Below are 21318 nucleotides of genomic sequence, written 5' to 3'. Positions count from 1 at the left end.
AGAAACCAAATTAAACCAACAAAAAAGCACCTTAAAAAAAGTGCCCTAATGAAGATGAACTTTCCGTTTCTGACGAAACTTTTACGAGTGATGCCGGTGAGTGCGCGCCCCGGCAGATGCTCCTACCATCGCAGCAACTAAACCCAATAGCGAGCCGAACAAAAATGACCAACCAGCTTTCGCAGCATTACCAGCAATATTGCGAGTATCCTGAGCAGATACGTTAGGTGCTCGGTTCGGCAAATCCACCCCGCCCTGCTGCGCTTGATTAATTGCTTCTCCCGCATTCGCAGCTATGACGCCAAAAGTACCGGCCACGCCATTTGCTAACAGCCAAGAGCCAATTGTTAAGGTAGTTGCCCACAAAATTGCTCCATTTAAAAGCGCTGTGTTGCGGTTCATCGGGCCGCAAGCGCGAGCAGTTACCCAACCACCAACGCCCAAGCTAATTAACAAACTAATAATTGACCAAATTCCGACGCCGGTACCCACGTCCCCTGAAATACTGCGCGGAGCTCCTGAATTAGCAATGTTGCTCAAGCCGATCGCAGCGCCCAATGCACTTAAGACCAGTTGTGTGCCGATCGCAATTACCAAACCAGAAAAAATCGGGCCCCAACGTACTCGATCATGGTATTCCATCACTGAATTTACGACCACGGGTTCGGTACCAACGTTATCTACAGGTCTATTTACGTATGACATAGGTTTTTTTTTCCTCTGAGAGTTGCTTTAATTTTTAACAATCTTTCACCTTAAGCATTTATTGTGGCTGAGATTGATAAAAACTATATCTGCCTGGGGAAATAACCAGTATCTATGTCTGAAGAAAGAAACGAAAAAGTCATCCGCCCCCAGCCACCCGCTATTAGCTAATGACTGATGACTGATGACTGATGACTGATAACTATTTTATCCCGTTGGAAAAGTTCCCGGATGTATACAGGAAATGCGCACGTATACAGAAAATACAGCTTAACGCAATCTTACAGCCGTTCCAACGGCAGTAATCAGCAGCAAAGCCCCGCTCGAGTCTACATTAATCGTGCCGGTGTCAACTTCCACCCCGATTACCGCATTGGCGCCCAGGCGCTGGGCCCGTTTTTCCAGTTCCGCCAGGGCATCTCGCTGTCCCTTGAGAAACACTTCCTCGTAACTGCCGGTGCGCCCGCCGATGATGTCGCGAATGCCCGCGAAGAAATCTCGCAGGGCGTTGGTGCCGTAGACAACCTCAGCAGTTACAATCCCCAGGTAAGATTGAATTTCTGCTCCTTGGATGATATCAGTTGTTGTTACAATCATCAGTTGGCCTCAATCGCGAAAATTTTGAGTGAGTCTTGTTCTGTAGATTTACTACATCTCGCCGCTCAAAGATTCCTGGTAAACCATAAGTTGTCAGCTTGGCAAGCTGACAGCAACTCGCTCTTTCATTCCACACACTCTTTGAAACAAATGGCCGTGCACAAACAAAGTCTCTTGGTATTCAGTACGCTGTTAGTAGCAGGGTTCGCTGTCGCAGCGCCGCAGATAGCGCTCTCAGCAGAAACATCAGTTCAAGTCAACCCTCAAAATAATTCAAATTTAGATGCTCTGCTGCGACAAGGGCGCGAGTTTGTAGATTTAGGAGACTACAGTAAGGCGATCGCCATTTATCAGGAAGCGGCGCGTTTAGATACAGAAAATCCGCGCATTTTTTCTGGTATTGGCTATTTAGAAGCGCGTCAAGGCAACTATCAAGCCTCAGTGGAATTTTACCAACAGGCGATCGGTCTAGAACCGAACAATGCTGACTTCCAATACGCCTTAGGATATGCTATGGCGAATTTGCAAAACTATCCCGCAGCAGCCACAGCTTACCGCCGCGCCGCTCAGCTCGATCGCAAAAATGTCAATGCCCGGATCGGTCTGGGAGTGGTACTCTTTCAGCAAAAAGATTACAGCGGTTCTTTTAAAGCATATCAAGAGGCGATCGCCCTCGATCCGAAAAATTGGCAAGCTTATTCTTCAATGGGTTTAGTATTGATCCAGCAGGGAAATTTTGCCAGTGCTGTCACCGTGCTCCAACAAGCAGCCGAACTCGCTCCCAAACAAGCAGGTGTCCAGTTAAAATTAGGTACTGCTTTGCTGCGTGCCGGCTATACTTCCGAAGGGCTAGCAGCTTTTGAAGAAGCTGCCAAATTGGAGCCCCGCAATCCAGAAGTGCAGCTAGAAATTGGCGAACTTCTCCAGGCTCAAAACGACTTAGACGGAGCGCTTATAGCTTATCAGCGGGCTATTGCGGTGCGACCTAATTTAGTGGAAGCACACGCAGGAATTGGGAAAATTCAACTGGAAAAACAAGATTTTTTAGGAGCGATTACCACTTTTGGGCGAGTGATTAAGCTCGATCCAAACAGGGCCGAAGCTTATTACAATATGGGTACGGCACTCAAAGCGCGCGATCGCAAATCCGAAGCAATTGAAGCTTTTCAACAAGCCCTTGATACTTACCGCCAGCAAGGCAACAATGATGGTGTACAAAAAGCTGAGGCGGCGCTCCAGCAACTAAAGTAATATCTCTCAATGTACTAATTGGTAATGGGCTAGCAGTTTTGAGGGTGGAGTAAGTAATTTTCTTAGGGCTTAACTCCTTCTACTCGCCGTGTTGCAAGGAAAAAAGCAATCTCAAAACTGTTTCTATTCCCTATTCCCTATGCCCCCTTTCCTGTTCCTTCTTCCTTCTTACTTCGTTTGCTTAAGTTTTTAATTGAAGGCAGATAAATGTGGCTAAATAGAGTACAATATTGGCGCGATTTGAGAACGGCGGTCACTCTGTAAGTTTAAGAAGAAATAAGGGCGATCGCACAACAGCATTTTGTCAAAGCTCCATCTTTTGTACTATGCTCAAACGGCTTACTGACAATGAATCTATTTCTATTGGTAGAGACAGCCAACTTGTTAACATTTGTAAAATGAGCAAAATATCCTATCCCCAGAGCTTCATCTATGCAAACGTATGACGTGATTATCATAGGAGCAGGTCACAACGGACTGGTCTGTGCCTCTTATCTCCTCAAAGCCGGATATACCGTCCTCTTGTTAGAAAAACGTTCGGTGCCCGGCGGCGCGGCAACTACCGAAGCTGCGATTCCCGAATTGCCGGATTTTAAATTCAATCTTTGCGCGATCGACCACGAATTTATCCATTTAGGGCCAGTTGTAGAAGAATTAGAACTGGAAAAACACGGTTTAGAATATCTTTTCTGCGATCCAGTTGCCTTTTGTCCGCATCCGGACGGCAAATATTTCTTAGCGCACAAATCTGTAGAAAAAACTTGTGCTGAAATTGCCCGATACAACGAGCGCGATGCTAAAAAATATGCCGAATATACAGACTTTTGGCAGCGGGCTTTAGGTGCAATGGTTCCGATGTTTAATGCGCCACCAAAATCCATCATAGATATTCTGGGCAATTACGATATTTCAAAGATCAAAGATTTATTGTCAGTCATCGGTTCCCCCGACAAAACGCTGGACTTTATTCGCACAATGCTCACCAGCGCTGAAGACATTGTTAACGAGTGGTTTGACGAGGAATTTATCAAAGCACCCCTAGCAAGATTCGCCTCGGAACTCGGCGCGCCTCCTTCGCAAAAAACCCTGGCTGTAGGCGCAATTATGCTGGCAATGAGACACAATCCTGGCATGGCAAGACCGCGCGGAGGGACGGGTGCATTAGTGCAAGCACTGCTTAGTGTAGTGAAAAGTTACTCTGGTGTGGTACTTACCGACCAGCACGTCGAGAAAATATTAATTGATGACGGTCGCGCTGTGGGAGTTCGAGTTGCCGGCGGCACGGAGTACCGCGCTACAAAAGGTGTCATTTCTAATATTGATGCTAAGCGCTTGTTTCTGCACTTAATGGATTCCAGCGATGTTGACAGTGCCGACCCGGATTTGCGGGAAAGATTGGAGCGCAAAATTGTTAACAACAACGAGACTATTCTCAAAATAGACTTAGCTCTCAATGAAATGCCCAAGTTTGAGCGCTGGAATCATCGGGACGAATATTTAATCGGTTCGGTTTTAATTGCCGACTCGGTGAGACACGTTGAAATTTCTCACAGCGACCCTTCAATCGGCAGAATCCCCGACTCTGACCCCTCGATGTATGTAGTGTTTCCGACGGTACTAGACCCGTCAATGGCTCCCCCCGGACATCATACGGCTTGGATTGAATTTTTTGCTCCTTACATGATCGAAAATGCTGAAGGAACCGGCCAGCACGGTACGGGTTGGACGGATGAGCTGAAAAACAAAGTTGCCGATCGCTGCATTGATAAATTAGCAGAATATGCACCTAATATCAAGAATTCCATTATCGGCCGCCGCGTGGAAAGTCCGGCGGAATTGGGAGAGCGTTTGGGGGCTTTGAAGGGGAATTATTACCACGTTGATATGACGCTGGATCAGATGATATTTTTCCGTCCTTTGCCGGAGTTGGCGAATTACAAAACGCCGATCGACGGTTTGTTTCTCACGGGGGCGGGAACGCATCCGGGCGGAGCGATTTCGGGTATGCCGGGACGCAATACGGCTCGCGTTTTCATGCACTCGCAGCAGCCTTTCGCGCAGACTTTGGCAGATGCGGCTAATACTCTGAAAGCGAAGGGTAAGTCGGTATTTCGGAGTAATGAGAAGTAAGATTTTTAGCAAGCGCAGATGAACGCAGATAAACGCAGATGAATCACATCTGCGTTTGTTTGTATTGATTTATCAGTGTGCGAGTGCGAGAATTTTTTCTGGTTGATTCCCTGTGAAGGGAAAACGATTTGCGATCGCCCTCAATACCTTTTCTAAATCTGGAGCATCTTTCGCCAATGTTGGCTGCTCCTCCCGTTCGGTCAAATCTGTTAAAATATTCAGGATGATCATTGCTAAATGTTCATCAGCATTATCCAACAAACTCAATAGCTTTTCGATATCTTCTTTCGCGCCCAACCAGTACCTCGCTGCCAGCAATTCAGCTTTTACTGATAAAGGAAGCCCTAATTTTAGATACTCTTCCAGTTTGGGCAATAGCTGCGGCGTACCTAAAAGCCCGATCGAATTAGCAGCATACCCTCTAACTGCTTTATCTTCATCAACATCAAGCAGTGAAAGCTCCAGAGTTTCTATAGCTGATGGTTCTTCTAAATATCCTAGAGTTTCTGCTGCTGATGCGCGAACCAGTGCCGAAGGGTCATGTCTGAGAATATATTCTATCGGTACAACCGCAGGACTATAACCAAGTTCTCCCAATGCCTCAACTGTTTCAGACCTAACCAGTTCTTCAGGATCGTTTAGCAAAGGCATTAATGCAAGACAAACTGTCTCCACTTCCTCTGAACCCAGATAACCTAATGCCTCGGCTGCATCGGCTCTAATTGATTCATCGGCGGATTTTAGCAATCTTAATATCTTCGGTACAGCCTCATAAACTTCTGCATCTACAAGCTGTATCAATGCTTCTGTTTGCAGGGCATAATCATCAGAATCGCAATAATCTAGCAGTGTTTCAGTTGTCAGCTTATCCATAATTTTTGCACCTCCCTAAATTTTAGTGCTTCCAGCCTAGGTTATTTTCCCACTTAGTCAGTTAAATAGAATGGCAGTACGCAAGTATTAAAATGACTAAATGTGAGTAATTCGACATCCCCCACAACTCTCTGAATTTCGTGGTACTACACTAATTGCAGACTAATTTGGGGAGATGTTTCTTTGAGCAGCTTACGTTTTGGTCTTCTTCTTTTTGCCGCTGTGTCGGCTATGTTTGCCACCAAAGGCTTTCTGGGTTCTTTTAATTTTTTCCATTTTTTTTTATCTTTATCGCGTTTAGCTTGCTGTTTCAATATTTCGAGTGCTTCAGGCATATCTGATGCTCTTTTTTCTGCGATGAGTTGTTTAGCTTCTTCTACAATACCCGTATCAGCTACATTACCTTCGGCTGTCATAGTGTTTGATTTTTGGTTTATTAGAAGGGAGTTATTATAAGGGAGTATTAAAAATATAAGAGACTGTTCATATTCTTATATTTTAACTCACACATCCAACCTTGTCAATAAAGAATTTAAAACTTGGGTGGGGTTTATTTAGCTTGTATGCAATTAGTTTGATTTATAGGTTTTCCCCGCCCCTCTGGGTTATGGACATTGGTGCAAGATATGAGTTATCACAAATTCATCCTTTGTGCAGATGCAAGTTATGCGTGAAAATATAGAAACTCAGATTAGCGTTACCCTTTTTTGAGCGATGGCAAACCGAGTTTTGATTGTCGGGGGCCGAGGACGAATTGGCAGCAGCGTTGCCCAAGACCTTGTTACCCATACCGACGCAGAAATTACCGTTACCGGACGCAACTCTGAAGCCTCTATTGGGCCGGGATTGCCGCCGGATCGTGTGCAGTACCAAACTTTTGATTTAGCGGACAGTGCAGCCCTGCAAAAAGCAGTTTCAGAGTCTAATCTTGTCGTTCACTGTGCGGGACCTTTTCACTACCGAGACGCCGGCGTGCTGAAAACTTGCATCGAAGCAGGTGTTAATTATACTGATGTCAGCGACAGCCGCAGTTTTACTCGCAGAGCTTTAGAATTGCGCGAAACTGCTAAAAATGCTGGGGTTACTGCTATTATTAATACGGGCATTTTCCCCGGCGTGTCTAATAGCATGGTGCGCCGAGATGTGGAACAATTAGATGAAGCAGAACACATCCATTTGAGTTATGTTGTCGGAGGTTCTGGCGGCGCTGGCGTTACCGTCATGAGAACTACTTTTTTAGGTTTGCAAACCCCTTTTGAGGTTTGGGAAGAGCGCAAGTGGCACCAAGTAAAACCCTACAGCAATCGCGAAACAATTGAATTTCCCGCACCCTACGGCAAAACAGGGGTTTACTGGTTCGATATGCCGGAAGCAATTACTTTGCCCGAAACTTTCGCCGTCAAATCAGTTGTGACTAAATTCGGTACGTCTCCCGACCTTTACAATCACCTTACCTGGTTTGTTGCTAAGTATTGGCCCGCTAGCTGGCTCCAAAATAACTCCGTGATTGAATTTCTCTCCTACGTCAGTTACGGGATGACCAGTGTTAGTAATAGTTTTAGTGGGGTTGGTGTAGCAGTGCGATCGCAAGTGACTGGTTTCAAAAACGGCAAACCGGCTAAAGTTTGCTCGACAGCGGTACACCCCAATGCTGCCGTCGCTACTGGCATTGGTACTGGCAGCATTGCTCAATTAATGTTAGAAGGTAAACTGGAAAAACCCGGCGTTTGGTCGGTAGAGCAAGCTCTTTCTACTGAACTATTTGAACAAGCGATGCAGAACCGAAACCTAGACATAGAGCAGGTTATTTTGTAGTTACTTAGGTTATTTATAGCAATTTCAAATGTTGGAAAATGGGATTTTTGCCCGAACTGCAAAGACGCGAAAGACGCGCCGAAAAAGAAGACTCAGGGGCTTCGTAATTGATGGGAAAACCCCTATCTAGGGTTTTTTGCAGGAATTGCGATCGCCTCTCATAGGAGATGAGTTCCGCTTGTCTAATTAATCTATCTTTTGGTAGAAGTAATAGTAACGAGCAGGCGCTTAAGATATGAGACATCACGAGAAACATCCCTTTTGGCTCGCTCTAGATGCGGTAGCTGCGACAAAGATTGCGCTTGAACCAAGGTTTTCAATGTGCGATCGCAGTGAAGGGGCGACAAACACCATAATTTTTGCGGAAAAATACGAGGAGAAGTTGATATGAAGCGGGTTTTAAAATCTCTCGGACAAACATTGATTCAAAGCATTTTGCTGGTCTGTACGCTGGCTTTCATTAGTCTGGTAGGTCTAGCGGTAGTACCCACTCAGGGTGCTTACGCAGGTCAAGACAGGACTGAGGCGCCGCCGGAAGCTAAAATTACTGACCCCGCAGAAAGGTTCGAGGATCTCAATCCCCAAGCAGCTTACGAAGATATAGTCAAAACTGCTCAAAATCCTGCAAAGGTCGAGAAAGTTTACGACGAAAGCTTAAAAGAGTACAAGGGAGAACACCCGCAAGAAGGCATAGTTCAAAAAGCTGAAGAGTTGATCGAAAAGGTCACGGGCAACTAATAAATCAACAGATTTCTATCTAACTCAAGTTGCTGGTAAATACAGAGTTTCCGTGAGTAGACTATTGAGCCGAGCTCAGGACTCACTTGAACATAATTATCTAGGGTGCGCCTCGGCGCACCTTCTCGCTTTAGAGTAGGGGTAAAACCAATTTTGGCATCCAGAACGGTTTTGTCCTTCCCCTTTTTTTTAGGTAGCAGCTTCATCCTTAAGGCAGATGAATAGAGATGAATTTAAAAGGTACATTTAATAAGAGTTAGAGTTAGATAAAAGGAAAAAAATATCATGAGCGATGAGAAAAAAACGGTACATGAACCTGATGCTAACATCGACCCGCTGTCCGGGGAAACAGGGGCTCATCCAGTGGCAACCGGTATCGGTGCTGCGAGTGCGGGTGCTGCGGGTGCTGCGATAGGCGGCGCGATTGGCGGGCCTGTGGGAGCAGTTGTGGGAGCAGTTGTGGGCGCGTTTAGTGGCGGTTTGGCCGGCAAGGGTGTGGGCGAGGCGATCGACCCCACGGTAGAAGATGCTTACTGGCAAAGCAACTACAGTTCCCGTCCTTACGTGGACACGAGCGCAACTTACGAAGACTATCAGCCTGCGTACCGCACCGGTTACGAGGGATACACCCGCTATGGCAATACTGGTAAGAGCTTCAACGAGATTGAACCCGATTTGCAGCGCGACTACGAAACAAATCGCGGTAAATCTAATGTGACTTGGGACAAAGCGAAGCACGCCACGCGCGACGCTTGGGATCGGGTGGAACGCCCTGTAACGGGCGACAGTGCCAAAGACGCCCGCTAAGGGCCTACGCCAAGTATTTCTCAGTCTTGGGCGCGCACAAATTCCAGCGTTCCGGCTTTGTGACCCGGGTTTCGCAATGCAGCCCAGTGTTTTGATAAAAAACCCCGGTTGCTGCGCCTTGGACTGTTGTTGATACATGGGACTATTTTTAACACGAGTTTAGCGAAGTTTTTGGGGATTTTCAGTCCCTCTCTACATAGGGGAGGGTATTTTTATGCTCCGTTGAAATCGCCTTTTTCAGCACGATTTTTATTTCACAGGAGTGCGAGCCTCTTGCTGGCTAGAGATGTAGAGGCTTTGCTGCGGGGGACGCTCGCACTCCTAAAAAACGCTTTTTACAAAATCGGGATGCTTCTGTTTGAGATTGACATTTTTTTTGACTATTAGCCTTAAAATTAAACTAATTCAGGACTGAGGCATCGATCGCATATTTTTGTCATTGTTCGCGATGTACATTAGCAATCGCAGCCGGAGCGGGAAAGCGTTCGTGGCCTCAAATCGGATAATTGTTAATCTAAATCCTCTGATTCAAAATCGGTATAAATTGTGAATGAAATGTTGGAAACAGCTTGGACACTCAAGCAAAATTTAATTGACTTTGTGCTGGATGCAGAGGGAGAGTTGGCGGTAGCTTTGGAAGCTTTTGCAGCAGCTCGATCGAGCGGCGAGCGCTATGATATTGCTCAGCAAAATCAAGTGATTGACAGTTTTACCATCGAAGGTAAAGTTGGAGAGAAAACGCCGATCGACTTTTTTGTCGAAAGTCAGCCGGATTTAACCGAGAGCGATCGCAGCTTGCTAGAAAGTTGGCAGCACAGAAGCTTCACCGGCTTATTTGAAATCACTCAACTTTCCCCCGACAGGTTTGAACTGATGAACTGGCTGACGGCTAAGCACTACGTTGTCAAGCCAAACAGGGCTAATTTCCTGCAAGAAATGTCTCGCTTTAAGTTAGGAGAAATCTTGCGAGCCCGGATTGCTCCTCTCACCGATGACTGGTGGATACTCTCGGGCCCTCCCATAGCGATGGGGAAATTGGGCAAGCCGAAGTTGGCGGTGGCGATCGGCAATTTCAAGCAAAATCACAAAAAGAACCTGTACAGCGATGCCCCGGAATTGTTAGAGCAAGCTTGGGAGTCGGTAGAACAGTACCACGAAGATTTTACCGAATTTTTTGGCAGCGATGAAGTGACGCTATCGGGATATCACCTGAATAAAAAGTTGGCTGAATTTCAGGAAGTAATCACTAAAAAACGCCTAGCTGGTATCGGCATGGATGAAAGTAAATCTCTCGCGGATCTCGTTGAAGATGCCGGAGTCGATGCAGAAGAAATAAAAGCAGCAGCTATAGCAGCAGCCGGTGCAGATCTTTCTTCCGTTGAGGTAGCGATAGATAGCGATCCTCACTCAAAAATGGTAATCCCGAAAGTCGAATTGCCCGATCGCTTCAAGAAAGCCGAACAGGTGACAGCACTTTCTCATCCTCGCTGGGGACAAACCTTTTTGTCTACTTACGCTCAATTTACTGCACTGCTAGCAGCCGAAGACTTTTCAACCGTTCCGGGTTACGAGAAGCTGGTGCGTAACTATCTAGAAGATCCTGCAATTAATGCCTGGATTTGGCAACGGTTAGCTCAAGTTAATCCAGCGAAATTAGAACAAATTTTGCAAACTGTATTGGAACGTACAGACTTTCAGATCGATCGCGATTTAGATGCCCTGCTGCAAGAGTTTAAAAAACCCTTAGAACCCGAACTCCCGGAAATTGCCAGCGTTCCCCTGCACCTGCACAACTTATTTCAGGAAGCTTTAGGCGAAGTTAATAAGTCAAAGTCTAAACCGCAGGAGAAAAAGAAAAGCTCTAAAGGCTTTAAATCCTAACCAGCTAAGTTCGTGGCATTCCTACACGCTTTGCTATCGCATAAAGTGTAGGCTGCTAACCAACTCCACCTCATGCTATCGGCTAACGCGCCGGCTTCGCCAAGGGATACTCGATGAGATTGCCGCAGCCAAGGGAAACTAGGAAGAGAATGGCAATTTCAAGTACGAGTGCGATCGACCCTAGCCATTGTGGGCGCGTTAGTCTGCATCCCTCACATCATAAACAATTAAACAAGCTCACAGCTAACTGTGAGCTTATTGCCCGGTAACATAACTCAAATAGCTTTGCAGTCAGGACTTTAGTTTTTCTTCACCGCGATCGAAAGAACTGAAGTCCTTACTACAAAAACCTTTTGTTAATCTTCAACTCGTCGGACAGCCATGCGTTGCAGCGGCAGGCTGAGTATGCTAGAAGCAGTCAACAAGTAAGAAAGAACAGTAGTCAGCTTCAAACTGAGCAATAACCAGCTATCTTCTGGTAGGTGAAGTTTTAGCCCGAAAACAGAGATGCAGTAGACTATCCAGTAAGTAAAGCTCATCTTGATTAGGATTTCTTCGCTCAAAGTGCGCTCGTCCGTTGGCTGCGAGTTGCGATTATCGCCCAGCAGGACTAGACCCGCAATAGAAGCCACAAAAGAAACCATAACGAGATAGTCATGCCAGTTAAGCTCAACCATTTCTAAACTCCAGTTTTATCTTAATTTTTAGAATCAGACATCAGTCTAAAGGATAACTTTTCCCGCTCAAAGCAATAGTTACAAATTGAAACAGCCGGAGTTACAAATCGCAATGAAAATTCACCGCAACCGCCAGGAACCGGCGCGTTTAGTTAGCCGCCAAGGACAATTCCCGTTAAATATTGTCAAGCTGGGAGTACCTCGCCTGCATTTTGCCGACCTCTACCACAGGCTGCTAACTCTTTCTTGGCCACGATTTTTCATGCTGATTTGTATTTCGTATACAGTCACAAATTCTTTATTTGCCTTAGCTTACTTGGCGGGAGGAGATTGCATTGCTAACGCGCGGCCGGGTTCTTTCCAAGATGCCTTTTATTTCAGCGTGCAAACAATGGCGACGATCGGCTACGGCTCTATGTATCCGCGTACTGATTACGCTAATACTATAGTCGCGATCCAAGCGCTTTTTGGTTTGTGGGGAGTGGCGATGGTGACGGGACTGGCTTTTTCGAGATTTTCCAGACCAACAGCTAGAGTTATCTTCAGCCGCGTAGCTGTGATCGCTCCTTTCAACGGCGTTCCGACTCTGATGTACCGCACGGCAAATCAGCGTTTCAACCAAATTTTAGAAGCGCAGCAGCGCGCTACTTTGATCCGTGACGAGGTAACACCGGAAGGAGAATTTATGCGGCGTTTTTACGATTTGCAATTAGTGCGGAGTCACTCTCCGGTTTTTGCATTAACTTGGACGGTTATGCACGCAATTGAGGAGAGCAGTCCTTTGTACCAACTTACTGCCCAAGACTTGATGGATCAGCAAGCGGAAATTGTAATTACGTTAACAGGAATTGACGAAACTGTTTCGCAAACTATTCATGCACGACATTCTTTTGTGGCGTCTGAAATTATGTGGAATATGCGGTTTGTAGATATTCTTTTGAAATCGGCGACGGGAGGGCGGGTGGTTGATTATACTCGGTTTCACGATGTGCAGCCTGTTGAATGAAAGTTTTGAGTTAGCCACCAGTGCTAGAATACCTGTATGGCAAAAAAAAGTTAATATTTATGAACTCAATAACTGCAAATACGACACTGAAAGAATTGCAACCGCAACTCTTAGCTTTAACTCCCGAAGAGAAGGCTCAAGCTATAGAATTACTAGCCCAAAGTTTAAGAAAATTTTGGTCGGGAATTCAAAAGACTCCCGGCGTGTGCGGCGGCGATGCTTGCATCAGACAAACGCGAATTCCTGTTTGGGTGCTGGTGAATGCTCGCCGTTTAGGTATTTCTGAGGCTGAACTCCTAGAAGACTATCCGACTCTGCGTGCCGCTGATTTGGCGAATGCTTGGGCTTATGCTGAGGCATATCCTGATGAGATTGAAATAGCAATTCAAGACAATGAGGAAGATTGAAAAGTGGCGCGTTTCTATTAAAATAAACAAAATACTCCTCGTACTATGCGAATAATTCATACTGCTGACTGGCATTTAGGGCGACGTTTTCGAGGGATTGATCGCACTTTTGAAATTGCGATCGCCCTGGAACAGATTTTGAAGCAAGCAAAAGCCTTGGATGTTGATGCTGTGCTCGTTGCCGGTGACATTTTCGACGTGCCCAACCCTCCCGCTTACGCCGAACGCATTGCTTATAACTTTTTCTGCGAACTCCAAGCAGCAGGAATTCCCGCAATTGCGATCGCCGGTAATCACGATTCGGCATCCCGCATCGACAGCATCGCGCAATTGCTTTCCCTGGCTGGTGTTCGCGCTTTAGGCAAACCCAGGCTTTCCGCCGACGGCGGCACAATTACTCTTAATACAAAAAGCGGTAAACTTTGTGTAGGAGCAATGCCTTTTGCTTCCGAACAAAGACTGTTAGATGCTAATTCTCTGTGGCAGTCTGGCGATGCCGATCGCCGAAAAGATTACCGCGAAATTGTAGCATATTTAATCGAAGATTTAACCAGGGATTTTAGAGACAATACTGTCAATCTTCTCATGGCACACATGAGCATTGACGGCGCTCGATTGGCAAAATCTGAAGTCGCTTATTACACGCGAGAAAAATACCTGCTGTCAGCGCAAACCCTGCCCCCGGAAGCTCAGTATGTTGCCCTCGGACACATCCACATTCACCAGCGGGTTTCTGAGACTTCTCCCGCTTATTATTCGGGTTCTTTGATTCAGTTAGATTTTGGAGAAGCGGAACAGGAAAAAGGATTTTGCTTGATAGAACTTGAGCCGGGAAGTCAGGCAAAGGTGGAATTTAAGCCTGTGGCTTGCCACAAGCCGTTAAAAGTGCTTAAATGTCATAACGACAATCTTGATGAAACTTTAGAAGCTCATCAGTACCATCCGGGTTTCTTGAAAGTAATTGTCGAACTAGACAGTCCGCAAATCGGACTTGCAGATCGTGTGCGCCAAATCTGTTCTCAAGCGCTGTTAATTGAACCGCGCTATCCAGATGCAGCGCTAGAAGCAACAGAAATAACTAATATCGATCCCAATAATTTCGATCCGGCAGCCGAGTTTTGCAACTATTATCAAAACCGCTTGGGAACGACACCGAAACCGATAGTATTGGAGGAATTTCAAAATTTGTATAAGAAGTTTAAGGAAACAGTTAACAATTAAATGGGTAAAAAGATACAATCCCAAATCCAAAATCTCAAATTTCAAATAGTTTTAACACTGAAACCCACGCTCAATGTCGCTTGTAGTCGAGTCTAGATCCCCCTAAATCCCCCTTAAGAAGGGGGACTTTGATAATACTCTTGTTCCCCCCTTGTTAAGGGGGGTTAGGGGGGATCGGGAAGACTGTAGAAGGAAGACAGTAGACCTGAATATAACAATCTAAAACCCCACATCCCCAATCTAAAATCAGTATGCGTCCACTCGAACTTATTCTCGAAGGATTTACCAGCTTCCACCGCGAACAGCGTTTAGATTTTTCTCAACTCGATTTGTTTGCAATTACTGGTGCTACAGGCGCGGGCAAATCTTCACTGCTAGATGCCATGACTTACGCTCTTTTTGGTACTACTACTCGCAGTGGCAAACAAGTAAGTGATTTGGCGAGTCAAGGCAGCGAAAATTTAAAAGTGCAGTTGCGTTTTGCTGTGGGTTCGGCACAGTATCGGGTGACGCGAAGGTGGCGTTTCCGTCCGAAATCTCCCGAAAATAAGGTGATTTTGGATCACTGGCAAAATGGTCAATGGGAAACTTTGGGGACGAGTATCGTTGCTGTTCAAAATACGATTGAACAGATTTTAGGAATGGATTTTGATACTTTTACACGAGCCATTGTTTTGCCTCAAGGTAAGTTTGATGAGTTTATTAAAGGGGATACTTCAAAACGCCGGGAAATTTTGCGGCAGTTAGCGGGATTTGAGATTTTTGAGCAGATGCGGAAGGAAACAAATGAACTCGCAAAGTTGCTGAAACAGGAACGGGAAATGGTGGAAAGGCAGCTAGCGGATTTAAGTGCGCCGACGGCGGATGAGGTGGATCAAAGACGATCGCAACTTTTGATTTTAGAGCAGCAGTTGCCTGAATTCGATCGCGCTGTGATGAAAGCTCAAAAGAATCTAGATGAAGAGGAACAGCTATTTTCGCAAATTGCTCGCTGGCAAGAGCTACAACAAGAACTGGCTAAATTAAATGCTAATTCTGCTGAGGTTTCAATTTTAGCACAGGGTTTAGACAGAGCGCAAGCTGCCAATCATTTACAGGGAGATTGGGCTTTAGTGCGATCGGCTCGCAGTCAGTATGAAACTGCCCAAAGTGCCTCGGTGGCAGCGCGAAAGCAGTTAATTAAAGCTCGCTCTGAGCTAGCAGTAGAGCAGCAGCAACTTGACGCGGCAAAAGCGAAAGAAGAGGTGCTAGCGCCACAAATTAAGGCTCGCGAAGATGCTCTAGCTGCTGCTAAAGTATATGAAGAACAGCGCGCTCAATTAGAAAAAGAAGTGGCGCTTGCCCAAAAAATTCAACAGGAAAAACTCCGCTTTTTTATGGCAGCAGATAAAGAACTGCAAGCTGCTAACACTAAAATTCAAGGCGCGGGTTTTCGAGTTACTCAAGCAGCGGCACAGCTCGAACAGTATTCGCTGGGAGGAAAGCGTTTAGAGCAATTGCAGCAAATTTCACCCTTATTGATGGAAATTCAGCTAATTACCAAGCAGCAAAAGACTCAGCAAGAACAGTTGGATAAATCTCTGGCAGAGAAGGAAAGGGTTCAACACAATTATGTGGAGGTTGCCACTAATTTAGAAGCAGCCGAAATCCGACTAAAAGAGTGCGATCGCGAGTTAGAAGCTGCCCAAACCGCTAATGCGGAAGCGGCACGTTTAGAGAGTGTTGCTGCTGTCAGAATGTCGCTGAATTCTGGCGAGACTTGCCCGGTGTGCGGGGGGGTGCATCCTGAGAGCGATCTGCTCCCTCCTTTGCCCAATTCTAATATTGTCGATGTCGCTGATTTGCGCCGGAAATTGGCGGATGCAAATCAGGTTTTTCAAGATGCTCAAAGGCTGGCTGCTGAGAGAAAAAGTGCAGTTGCTGCCTGCCTGCAAAAAGAGTCGGAAATTGCTCAAATGTTGGAATTAACCGCGAATAAAGTTGCCGAATTGCAGCAGGAAATCACTCAAGTTCTGGAGACTCATCATTGGGAAAGCTTGGGGTTGCAACAGGAGTTGACCATCCTTAAAGAGAGCGATCGCCAATACCGCCAAACCGAACAGCAGTTCCAACTCGCATCATTGGAATATGATAATTTTCAACAAAAATTTAATTTTGCTGTGGCGACTCAAGCAGCTAAACAGCAGGAATATCAAGATGCGATCGCCGAATCAGACCGGCGCCAGCAGCAGTTGCAAAGTTGTGTAAATGCGCTTTATCAAATTACGGAATATCAACCTTATGCTAATTTAGCAAAAGTCTTAGAACAAGACAAGCAAGACTTGGCAAATCTGCTGAAAGTTGCCGAAAAATCATATCAAACTGCTCAAAATAAGGTTATTCAAGCAGCAGAGAGAGAGCAACAAGCTGGAGAGGCTTTTGGGCAAGCCCAGGCTCATAAACAGCATCTAAACCTGGATTGGTCAGCAAAATTAACGGCGGCTGATTTCACAGAAGAGACCTTTTTAGCAGCGGTTGCGACAGTTAAGGAACAATCAGACTGGGAAAATGCTATTCGCTCTCACCGCGAATCAAAAATTCAGTTAGAGACGCGGGCGAAAGATTTGAGCGAGGCGATCACAGGCAGAACTACCGATGAGAATACTTTAGCACAAGTGCGATCGGCAAAAAATACCGCCCAAGAAAACCTCAAACAAGCCAACAACAACCGCGCCGAACTTTTAGCTTGGATTCAAGTAGCAGCCCAAAATCTCGAACAAGCCGAAAGACTGTCACAGCAAATCACAAATTTCACAGAACAAGAGCAAACTTATCACACCTTAGCGCAGAATCTCAAATCCAACGAATTTCAATCCTACATTCTAGAACATTTAGAAGCAGAATTAGTCGGCAGCGCCACCTTTATTTTGCAAGAATTAACCGAAAATCGCTACAAACTAAAAAACCAAGACGGCGAATACTGGGTAGCAGATAATTGGAACGGCGGCGAAGCTAGACGAGTACGCACTCTTTCCGGCGGCGAAACCTTTGCAACTTCCTTATCAATGGCTTTAGCTTTGTCAGAAAAACTGTCTCAAGGAGCTCACTTGGGCAGCTTGTTTCTAGATGAAGGATTTGGCACTTTAGATACGGAAACTCTCGAAAGCGTTACTCAAATTTTAGAATCTTTGCGGCAGCGAGACAGGCTGATTGGAGTGATTACCCACGTTCGAGAATTGGGAGAAAGATTGCCCGCACAAGTTAAAGTTTCCAAATCCCCGCAAGGTTCTAAAATAGAAGTACATAGCTCCTGAAGTGGAGAGGTGCGTGCGTGCAATAGTAAACTTGCTTAAGGACGTACATTATCACTAAACCTGCCCCTACAATTACCTATAATATATGATGAAAAATCACGCGACTCGAATGCAATCGGTACAGTCGCCCATAATTCCAGTAGTTGGCGAACTGATTCGCCAAAATCCGGGAACAATATCTTTAGGACAAGGCGTAGTTTACTACAATCCGCCACAAGAATCATTTGAAAAAATCCCCGAATTTTTTGCAAATTCCGACAATCACAAATACAAAGCAGTCGAAGGAATTCGACAATTACAGGATGCAATCGCCGCCAAACTAAAAACAGATAACGACATAGAGATTAATAGCAAAAGCTGCATTGTCGTTACCGCCGGTAGCAATATGGGATTTACCAACGCCATTCTCGCTATCACTTCGGCGGGGGACGAAGTTATTATCCCATCACCTTATTACTTCAACCACGAAATGGCAGCAATTATGGCAAATTGCCGACCAGTGATAGTAGAAACAGACGCCAAATATCAACTTAATATCGATGCTATAAAAAAAGCAATTACGGACAAAACGCGAGCCATAGTTACCATTTCACCAAATAATCCCACTGGTGTTGTTTATTCGGTGGAAGCACTCCGGGAAGTTAACGAAATTTGTCGCCAGCACAACATATATCACATCAGCGATGAAGCATACGAATATTTTACTTATAACGGCGTAAAACACTGTTCGCCCGCCGCTTTTCCCAACAGCAGCGAACATACAATTTCTCTGTTTAGCCTCTCCAAAGCTTACGGTTTTGCGAGTTGGCGGATCGGGTATATGGTAATCCCAGAACACTTGCTCGTTTCAGTGAGAAAGATTCAAGATACAATCTTAATTTGTCCGCCGGTAATTTCTCAGTATGCAGCCCTGGGAGCCTTGCAAGTTGGTAGAGGTTACTGCGATAATTATGTGAGGGCGATCGCATCTGTACGCCAACTCGTATTAGACGAACTCAATACTATCCAAAATTTGTGTACAATTTCCCCTGCCTGCGGAGCTTTCTACTTTTTCTTGAAAGTTGATACTGAACTCGATACAATGGAATTAGTAGAACAATTAATTCGCGAATATCACGTAGCAGTGCTTCCCGGTACAACCTTCGGTATGGATAACGGCTGCTATTTGCGCGTTGCTTATGGTGCTTTGGAGAAAGCAACCGCCACCGCAGGTATTAGGAGATTAGTTAAAGGTTTGAAGACAATTTTAAACAAGTAAAATAGGAAATTTAAAAATGGTTGCCACGAACTTGAAAGCAAATACAAATATTCAAGATACCTCCGCTGCCAAACTGGCCGACTTGCGCGATTTAATGGCAGATTACGACTTAGATTGCTATTTAATCCCAGCGGTTGACGAACACTTAAATTTATCAGTTCCAGCAGCCAAGCAGCGGCGAGCTTGGATGTGCGGTTTTACGGGTTCCGCCGGCGATTTGTTGGTTGGCAAAAATTCCGCTTGGTTGTTTGTGGATTCCCGCTATTACGAACAAGCAGAATTGCAAGTAGATGCTGCACTAATCGCAATATCAAAACTTGGATTAGAAGAAAATTTAACATTAATTGAAACTTTAGAAAAACTCGCTGTAGAATCGGCAGAAAAATCAACGAAAATTCGCATGGGTTTTGACCCGTTTACCGTAGCGACAGAGCAATATCAAAATTGGGTGAAAAAATTTGCAACTGCGGAGATTGATCTCATACCAATCCGGGAGAATTTGACAGACAAAGTGCGATCGCAAACTCCTTGGCAAACAGCAGAGACTTTACCCGCGATTGATGCAGAGCCCATATTTAGCTTACCTGCATCCCTGACAGGAGAAACCGCCGCCGAAAAATTAGCCAGAGTCAGGGAAGCGATGCAAAAAGCCAATATCGATGTGCTTCCGATTACCAACCTGAATCAAATAGCGTGGCTGTTCAATCTCCGAGGCTCGGATATTCCCCACATTCCTATTTTCATCTCCTATGCCATTGTCACCACAGATTCAGCGTTTTTGTTTACAAATCCCGAACGACTTTCGCTAGAAATCAAGCAAGAATTGCGGGCGGATGTAACTTTGCTTCCCTACACAGACTATCCGCATACATTAGAAACTTGCGTAAATTTGCCACATAAAGTTCGGGTACTTTTAGACCCGAAACACAGCACAGCAGGCACGTACCAGTTAATATTAAACCATCAAGAAGCGCAGTTTTACAACATCGAAATAGTTTTTGATAATCATCCGGTAGAAGGGATGAAAGCTCGCAAAAATCCCGTTGAAATCGAGCAGATGAAATCAGCTAATTACAAAGCAAGTCGAGCGAAAGTTTTGACTTTAAAGTGGTTGACAGAACAGCTAGAAAATGGTAATGTAGTGACCGAGTTTGATGTCAAAGAAAGCATCGAAAAATTTTACCAAGAAGAAACAGATTTTCAGACTTTAACTTTTAGAACGATCGCCGGTGCGGGAGCCAATAGCTCGATCGTACATTACGGAACCCCCAGCCCTGAAATAACGTTAAAACCGGGGGAACTGCTGTTATTGGACTCAGGCGCGCAATATTTAGCAGGTACAACCGACGATACGAGAACAGTAAGTGTCGGAGAACCGACGGCGCTACAAATAGAACACTACACAACAGTCTTAATCGCGCACATCAACTGTGCAATGCAGCAATTCCCCAAAGGAACAACCGGAGCGCAATTAGATGCGATCGCCCGTGCGGTATTATGGCAAGAACAGCTAGACTACGGACACGGTACAGGGCACGGAGTCGGCGCGTTTTTAGCCGGTCACGAAGGGCCCAATGGCATCAGCAAATCTGTGCAGTATCCCCTGGAAGCGGGAATGGTAACGAGCATCGAACCGGGATATTACGAACCGGGATGGGGCGGAATTCGCATCGAAAATCTCTATGTTGTCAGGGAAATGCCATCCAAAAACGGTACGGTTTGGTACGGATTTGAATCGCTGACGTATATTCCGTTTGAGCGCAAATTAATAAATGTCGATCGGCTGTCAAAGACTCAACTAGGATGGTTGAATAATTATCATGCTGCTGTAGTCGAGAAACTGGAACCCGTACTTGATGCACCAACAATTGAATGGTTGACACAAGCCTGCGCTGCGTTAGGTAAAATGGATGTTACTGTTAGCCAATAAGCCGATCGTACTCTGCGTGCGCGCCCATCCAAAACCACAAAATACCCTGCTCAATCCCTATACCCAAAGCTCGGTAGGCGTTGCTGAATACAGGTATGAATTCAAGATTTCCCAATTGCTAGAAGCCCGCTTGAGGGTGAGTTTTGTAACATCAAGCGAAAAGTTGATTCATACCTTGATTCAGCAACGCCGCTCGGTAGTCTTGTCCGGCTCTGACTGACCAATACTTGCCGACTTTTTTGAAATGCAGCGATGGATGAGTTGGATCGGCTTTGAGTAATTCGTAACATCGATCGGCTGAAAGCTTTACGGTTTCAGGTAAAGCGTTGTAGCATTCCCAAAATCGACGAGTCGTGTAGTGCATCAAATTTCCCGATAGCGCCCCGCCTCAAAATCTGCGATCGCCTCCTGCGCTAAATCTTCCAACTTACCGCCAGCAATATCTTGTTCTAACTGATCGTCCCAACGCCGATAATCCAACTCAAAAAACCATTCCAGAAGTTGATGAAACTTATCTGGTGGTAGATCCAGGATAGCGGCTTCAATTTGCTCGATCGTCAACATAGAGCTTGTGACCTCTAGCTAGCCCTATCTATCAAAATTATACTTATAAAGCTGGTGACAGGATTTGAACCTGCGACAGGCTGATTACAAATCAGCTACTCTACCAACTGAGTTACACCAGCAGTGAAACTTAATATAGCAAACTTATAGTCATTAGCGCAACCC

The 21318-nt window shown here is 45.5% G+C and carries 19 protein-coding genes and 1 tRNA gene; 12 read left to right on the top strand and 8 right to left on the bottom strand.

Going from position 1 to position 21318, the window contains the following annotated elements:
- Positions 1-81 precede the first annotated feature (81 nt).
- Complete coding sequence (locus tag QUA74_RS04725) at positions 82-705, bottom strand: hypothetical protein (protein WP_333325500.1); 624 nt, start codon at positions 703-705, stop codon at positions 82-84.
- Between the two features lie 270 nt (positions 706-975).
- Positions 976-1302: a YbjQ family protein gene (locus QUA74_RS04720; protein WP_172184303.1), complete on the bottom strand. Its 327-nt coding sequence runs from the start codon at positions 1300-1302 to the stop codon at positions 976-978.
- A gap of 150 nt (positions 1303-1452) precedes the next feature.
- On the opposite strand from QUA74_RS04720, the gene QUA74_RS04715 reads away from it, so the two are divergent.
- Together QUA74_RS04715 and crtO are read left to right on the top strand one after the other, a co-directional pair.
- The gene (locus QUA74_RS04715; RefSeq protein WP_333325498.1) at positions 1453-2553 is read left to right on the top strand and encodes a tetratricopeptide repeat protein; all 1101 of its coding nucleotides are present in this window, start codon (positions 1453-1455) and stop codon (positions 2551-2553) included.
- 432 nt (positions 2554-2985) lie between these two features.
- Positions 2986-4683, top strand: a complete 1698-nt coding sequence (crtO, locus tag QUA74_RS04710; protein WP_333325496.1) for a beta-carotene ketolase CrtO — start codon at positions 2986-2988, stop codon at positions 4681-4683.
- 72 nt (positions 4684-4755) lie between these two features.
- Here crtO and QUA74_RS04705 read toward each other — a convergent pair whose 3' ends face one another.
- Together QUA74_RS04705 and QUA74_RS04700 are read right to left on the bottom strand one after the other, a co-directional pair.
- The gene (locus tag QUA74_RS04705) at positions 4756-5556 is read right to left on the bottom strand and encodes a HEAT repeat domain-containing protein (protein WP_333325493.1); all 801 of its coding nucleotides are present in this window, start codon (positions 5554-5556) and stop codon (positions 4756-4758) included.
- A 146-nt stretch (positions 5557-5702) separates the two neighbouring features.
- On the bottom strand, positions 5703-5972 hold the full coding sequence (locus QUA74_RS04700; RefSeq protein ID WP_333325491.1) for a polymorphic toxin type 34 domain-containing protein: 270 nt from the start codon (positions 5970-5972) through the stop codon (positions 5703-5705).
- 298 nt (positions 5973-6270) lie between these two features.
- Here QUA74_RS04700 and QUA74_RS04695 point away from each other — a divergent pair, with 298 nt between their 5' ends.
- From QUA74_RS04695 to QUA74_RS04680, 4 genes are all read left to right on the top strand, one after another.
- Positions 6271-7371 carry a saccharopine dehydrogenase NADP-binding domain-containing protein gene (locus QUA74_RS04695; RefSeq protein ID WP_333325488.1) on the top strand — a complete coding sequence of 367 codons (1101 nt, stop codon included), beginning with the start codon at positions 6271-6273 and terminating at the stop codon, positions 7369-7371.
- 387 nt (positions 7372-7758) lie between these two features.
- Positions 7759-8109: a hypothetical protein gene (locus tag QUA74_RS04690; RefSeq protein ID WP_333325485.1), complete on the top strand. Its 351-nt coding sequence runs from the start codon at positions 7759-7761 to the stop codon at positions 8107-8109.
- A 285-nt stretch (positions 8110-8394) separates the two neighbouring features.
- Entirely contained in the window at positions 8395-8916 is a 522-nt protein-coding gene (locus QUA74_RS04685) for a hypothetical protein (protein ID WP_333325483.1), read from the top strand.
- Between the two features lie 546 nt (positions 8917-9462).
- A complete protein-coding gene (locus QUA74_RS04680; RefSeq protein ID WP_333325480.1) occupies positions 9463-10797 on the top strand; it encodes a hypothetical protein in 1335 nt (444 codons plus the stop codon).
- Between the two features lie 356 nt (positions 10798-11153).
- On the opposite strand, the gene QUA74_RS04675 is transcribed toward QUA74_RS04680, so the two are convergent.
- Complete coding sequence (locus tag QUA74_RS04675) at positions 11154-11474, bottom strand: hypothetical protein (protein ID WP_333325477.1); 321 nt, start codon at positions 11472-11474, stop codon at positions 11154-11156.
- Between the two features lie 112 nt (positions 11475-11586).
- Here QUA74_RS04675 and QUA74_RS04670 point away from each other — a divergent pair, with 112 nt between their 5' ends.
- The 6 genes from QUA74_RS04670 (at position 11587) to QUA74_RS04645 (ending at position 20589) form a co-directional block, all read left to right on the top strand.
- Positions 11587-12480: an ion channel gene (locus QUA74_RS04670; protein WP_333325475.1), complete on the top strand. Its 894-nt coding sequence runs from the start codon at positions 11587-11589 to the stop codon at positions 12478-12480.
- 59 nt (positions 12481-12539) lie between these two features.
- Positions 12540-12887, top strand: coding sequence for a DUF433 domain-containing protein (locus tag QUA74_RS04665; RefSeq protein ID WP_333325472.1), 348 nt, complete (start codon positions 12540-12542; stop codon positions 12885-12887).
- A gap of 45 nt (positions 12888-12932) precedes the next feature.
- Positions 12933-14108 (top strand): exonuclease SbcCD subunit D, encoded by a 1176-nt coding sequence (locus QUA74_RS04660; protein WP_333325470.1) that lies wholly within the window; start codon positions 12933-12935, stop codon positions 14106-14108.
- 251 nt (positions 14109-14359) lie between these two features.
- Entirely contained in the window at positions 14360-17401 is a 3042-nt protein-coding gene (locus QUA74_RS04655; protein WP_333325468.1) for an SMC family ATPase, read from the top strand.
- An 88-nt stretch (positions 17402-17489) separates the two neighbouring features.
- The gene (locus QUA74_RS04650; protein WP_333325581.1) at positions 17490-18659 is read left to right on the top strand and encodes a pyridoxal phosphate-dependent aminotransferase; all 1170 of its coding nucleotides are present in this window, start codon (positions 17490-17492) and stop codon (positions 18657-18659) included.
- Positions 18660-18675: 16 nt separating this feature from the next.
- Positions 18676-20589 carry an aminopeptidase P family protein gene (locus QUA74_RS04645; RefSeq protein WP_333325466.1) on the top strand — a complete coding sequence of 638 codons (1914 nt, stop codon included), beginning with the start codon at positions 18676-18678 and terminating at the stop codon, positions 20587-20589.
- A gap of 151 nt (positions 20590-20740) precedes the next feature.
- Here the strand turns inward: QUA74_RS04645 and QUA74_RS04640 are convergent, their stop codons facing one another.
- From QUA74_RS04640 to QUA74_RS04630, 3 genes are all read right to left on the bottom strand, one after another.
- Positions 20741-20953, bottom strand: coding sequence for a hypothetical protein (locus QUA74_RS04640; protein ID WP_333325464.1), 213 nt, complete (start codon positions 20951-20953; stop codon positions 20741-20743).
- Positions 20953-21153, bottom strand: a complete 201-nt coding sequence (locus QUA74_RS04635; protein ID WP_333325461.1) for a hypothetical protein — start codon at positions 21151-21153, stop codon at positions 20953-20955. Before QUA74_RS04635 ends, QUA74_RS04640 begins: the two co-directional genes overlap by 1 nt.
- 49 nt (positions 21154-21202) lie before the next feature.
- A tRNA-Thr gene (locus QUA74_RS04630) sits at positions 21203-21275 on the bottom strand.
- Positions 21276-21318 lie beyond the last annotated feature (43 nt).

The sequence above is a fragment of the Microcoleus sp. LAD1_D3 genome (assembly GCF_036702135.1).
Lineage (GTDB): Bacteria > Cyanobacteriota > Cyanobacteriia > Cyanobacteriales > Microcoleaceae > Microcoleus.
This window is presented reverse-complemented; position numbering and strand designations above follow the sequence as displayed.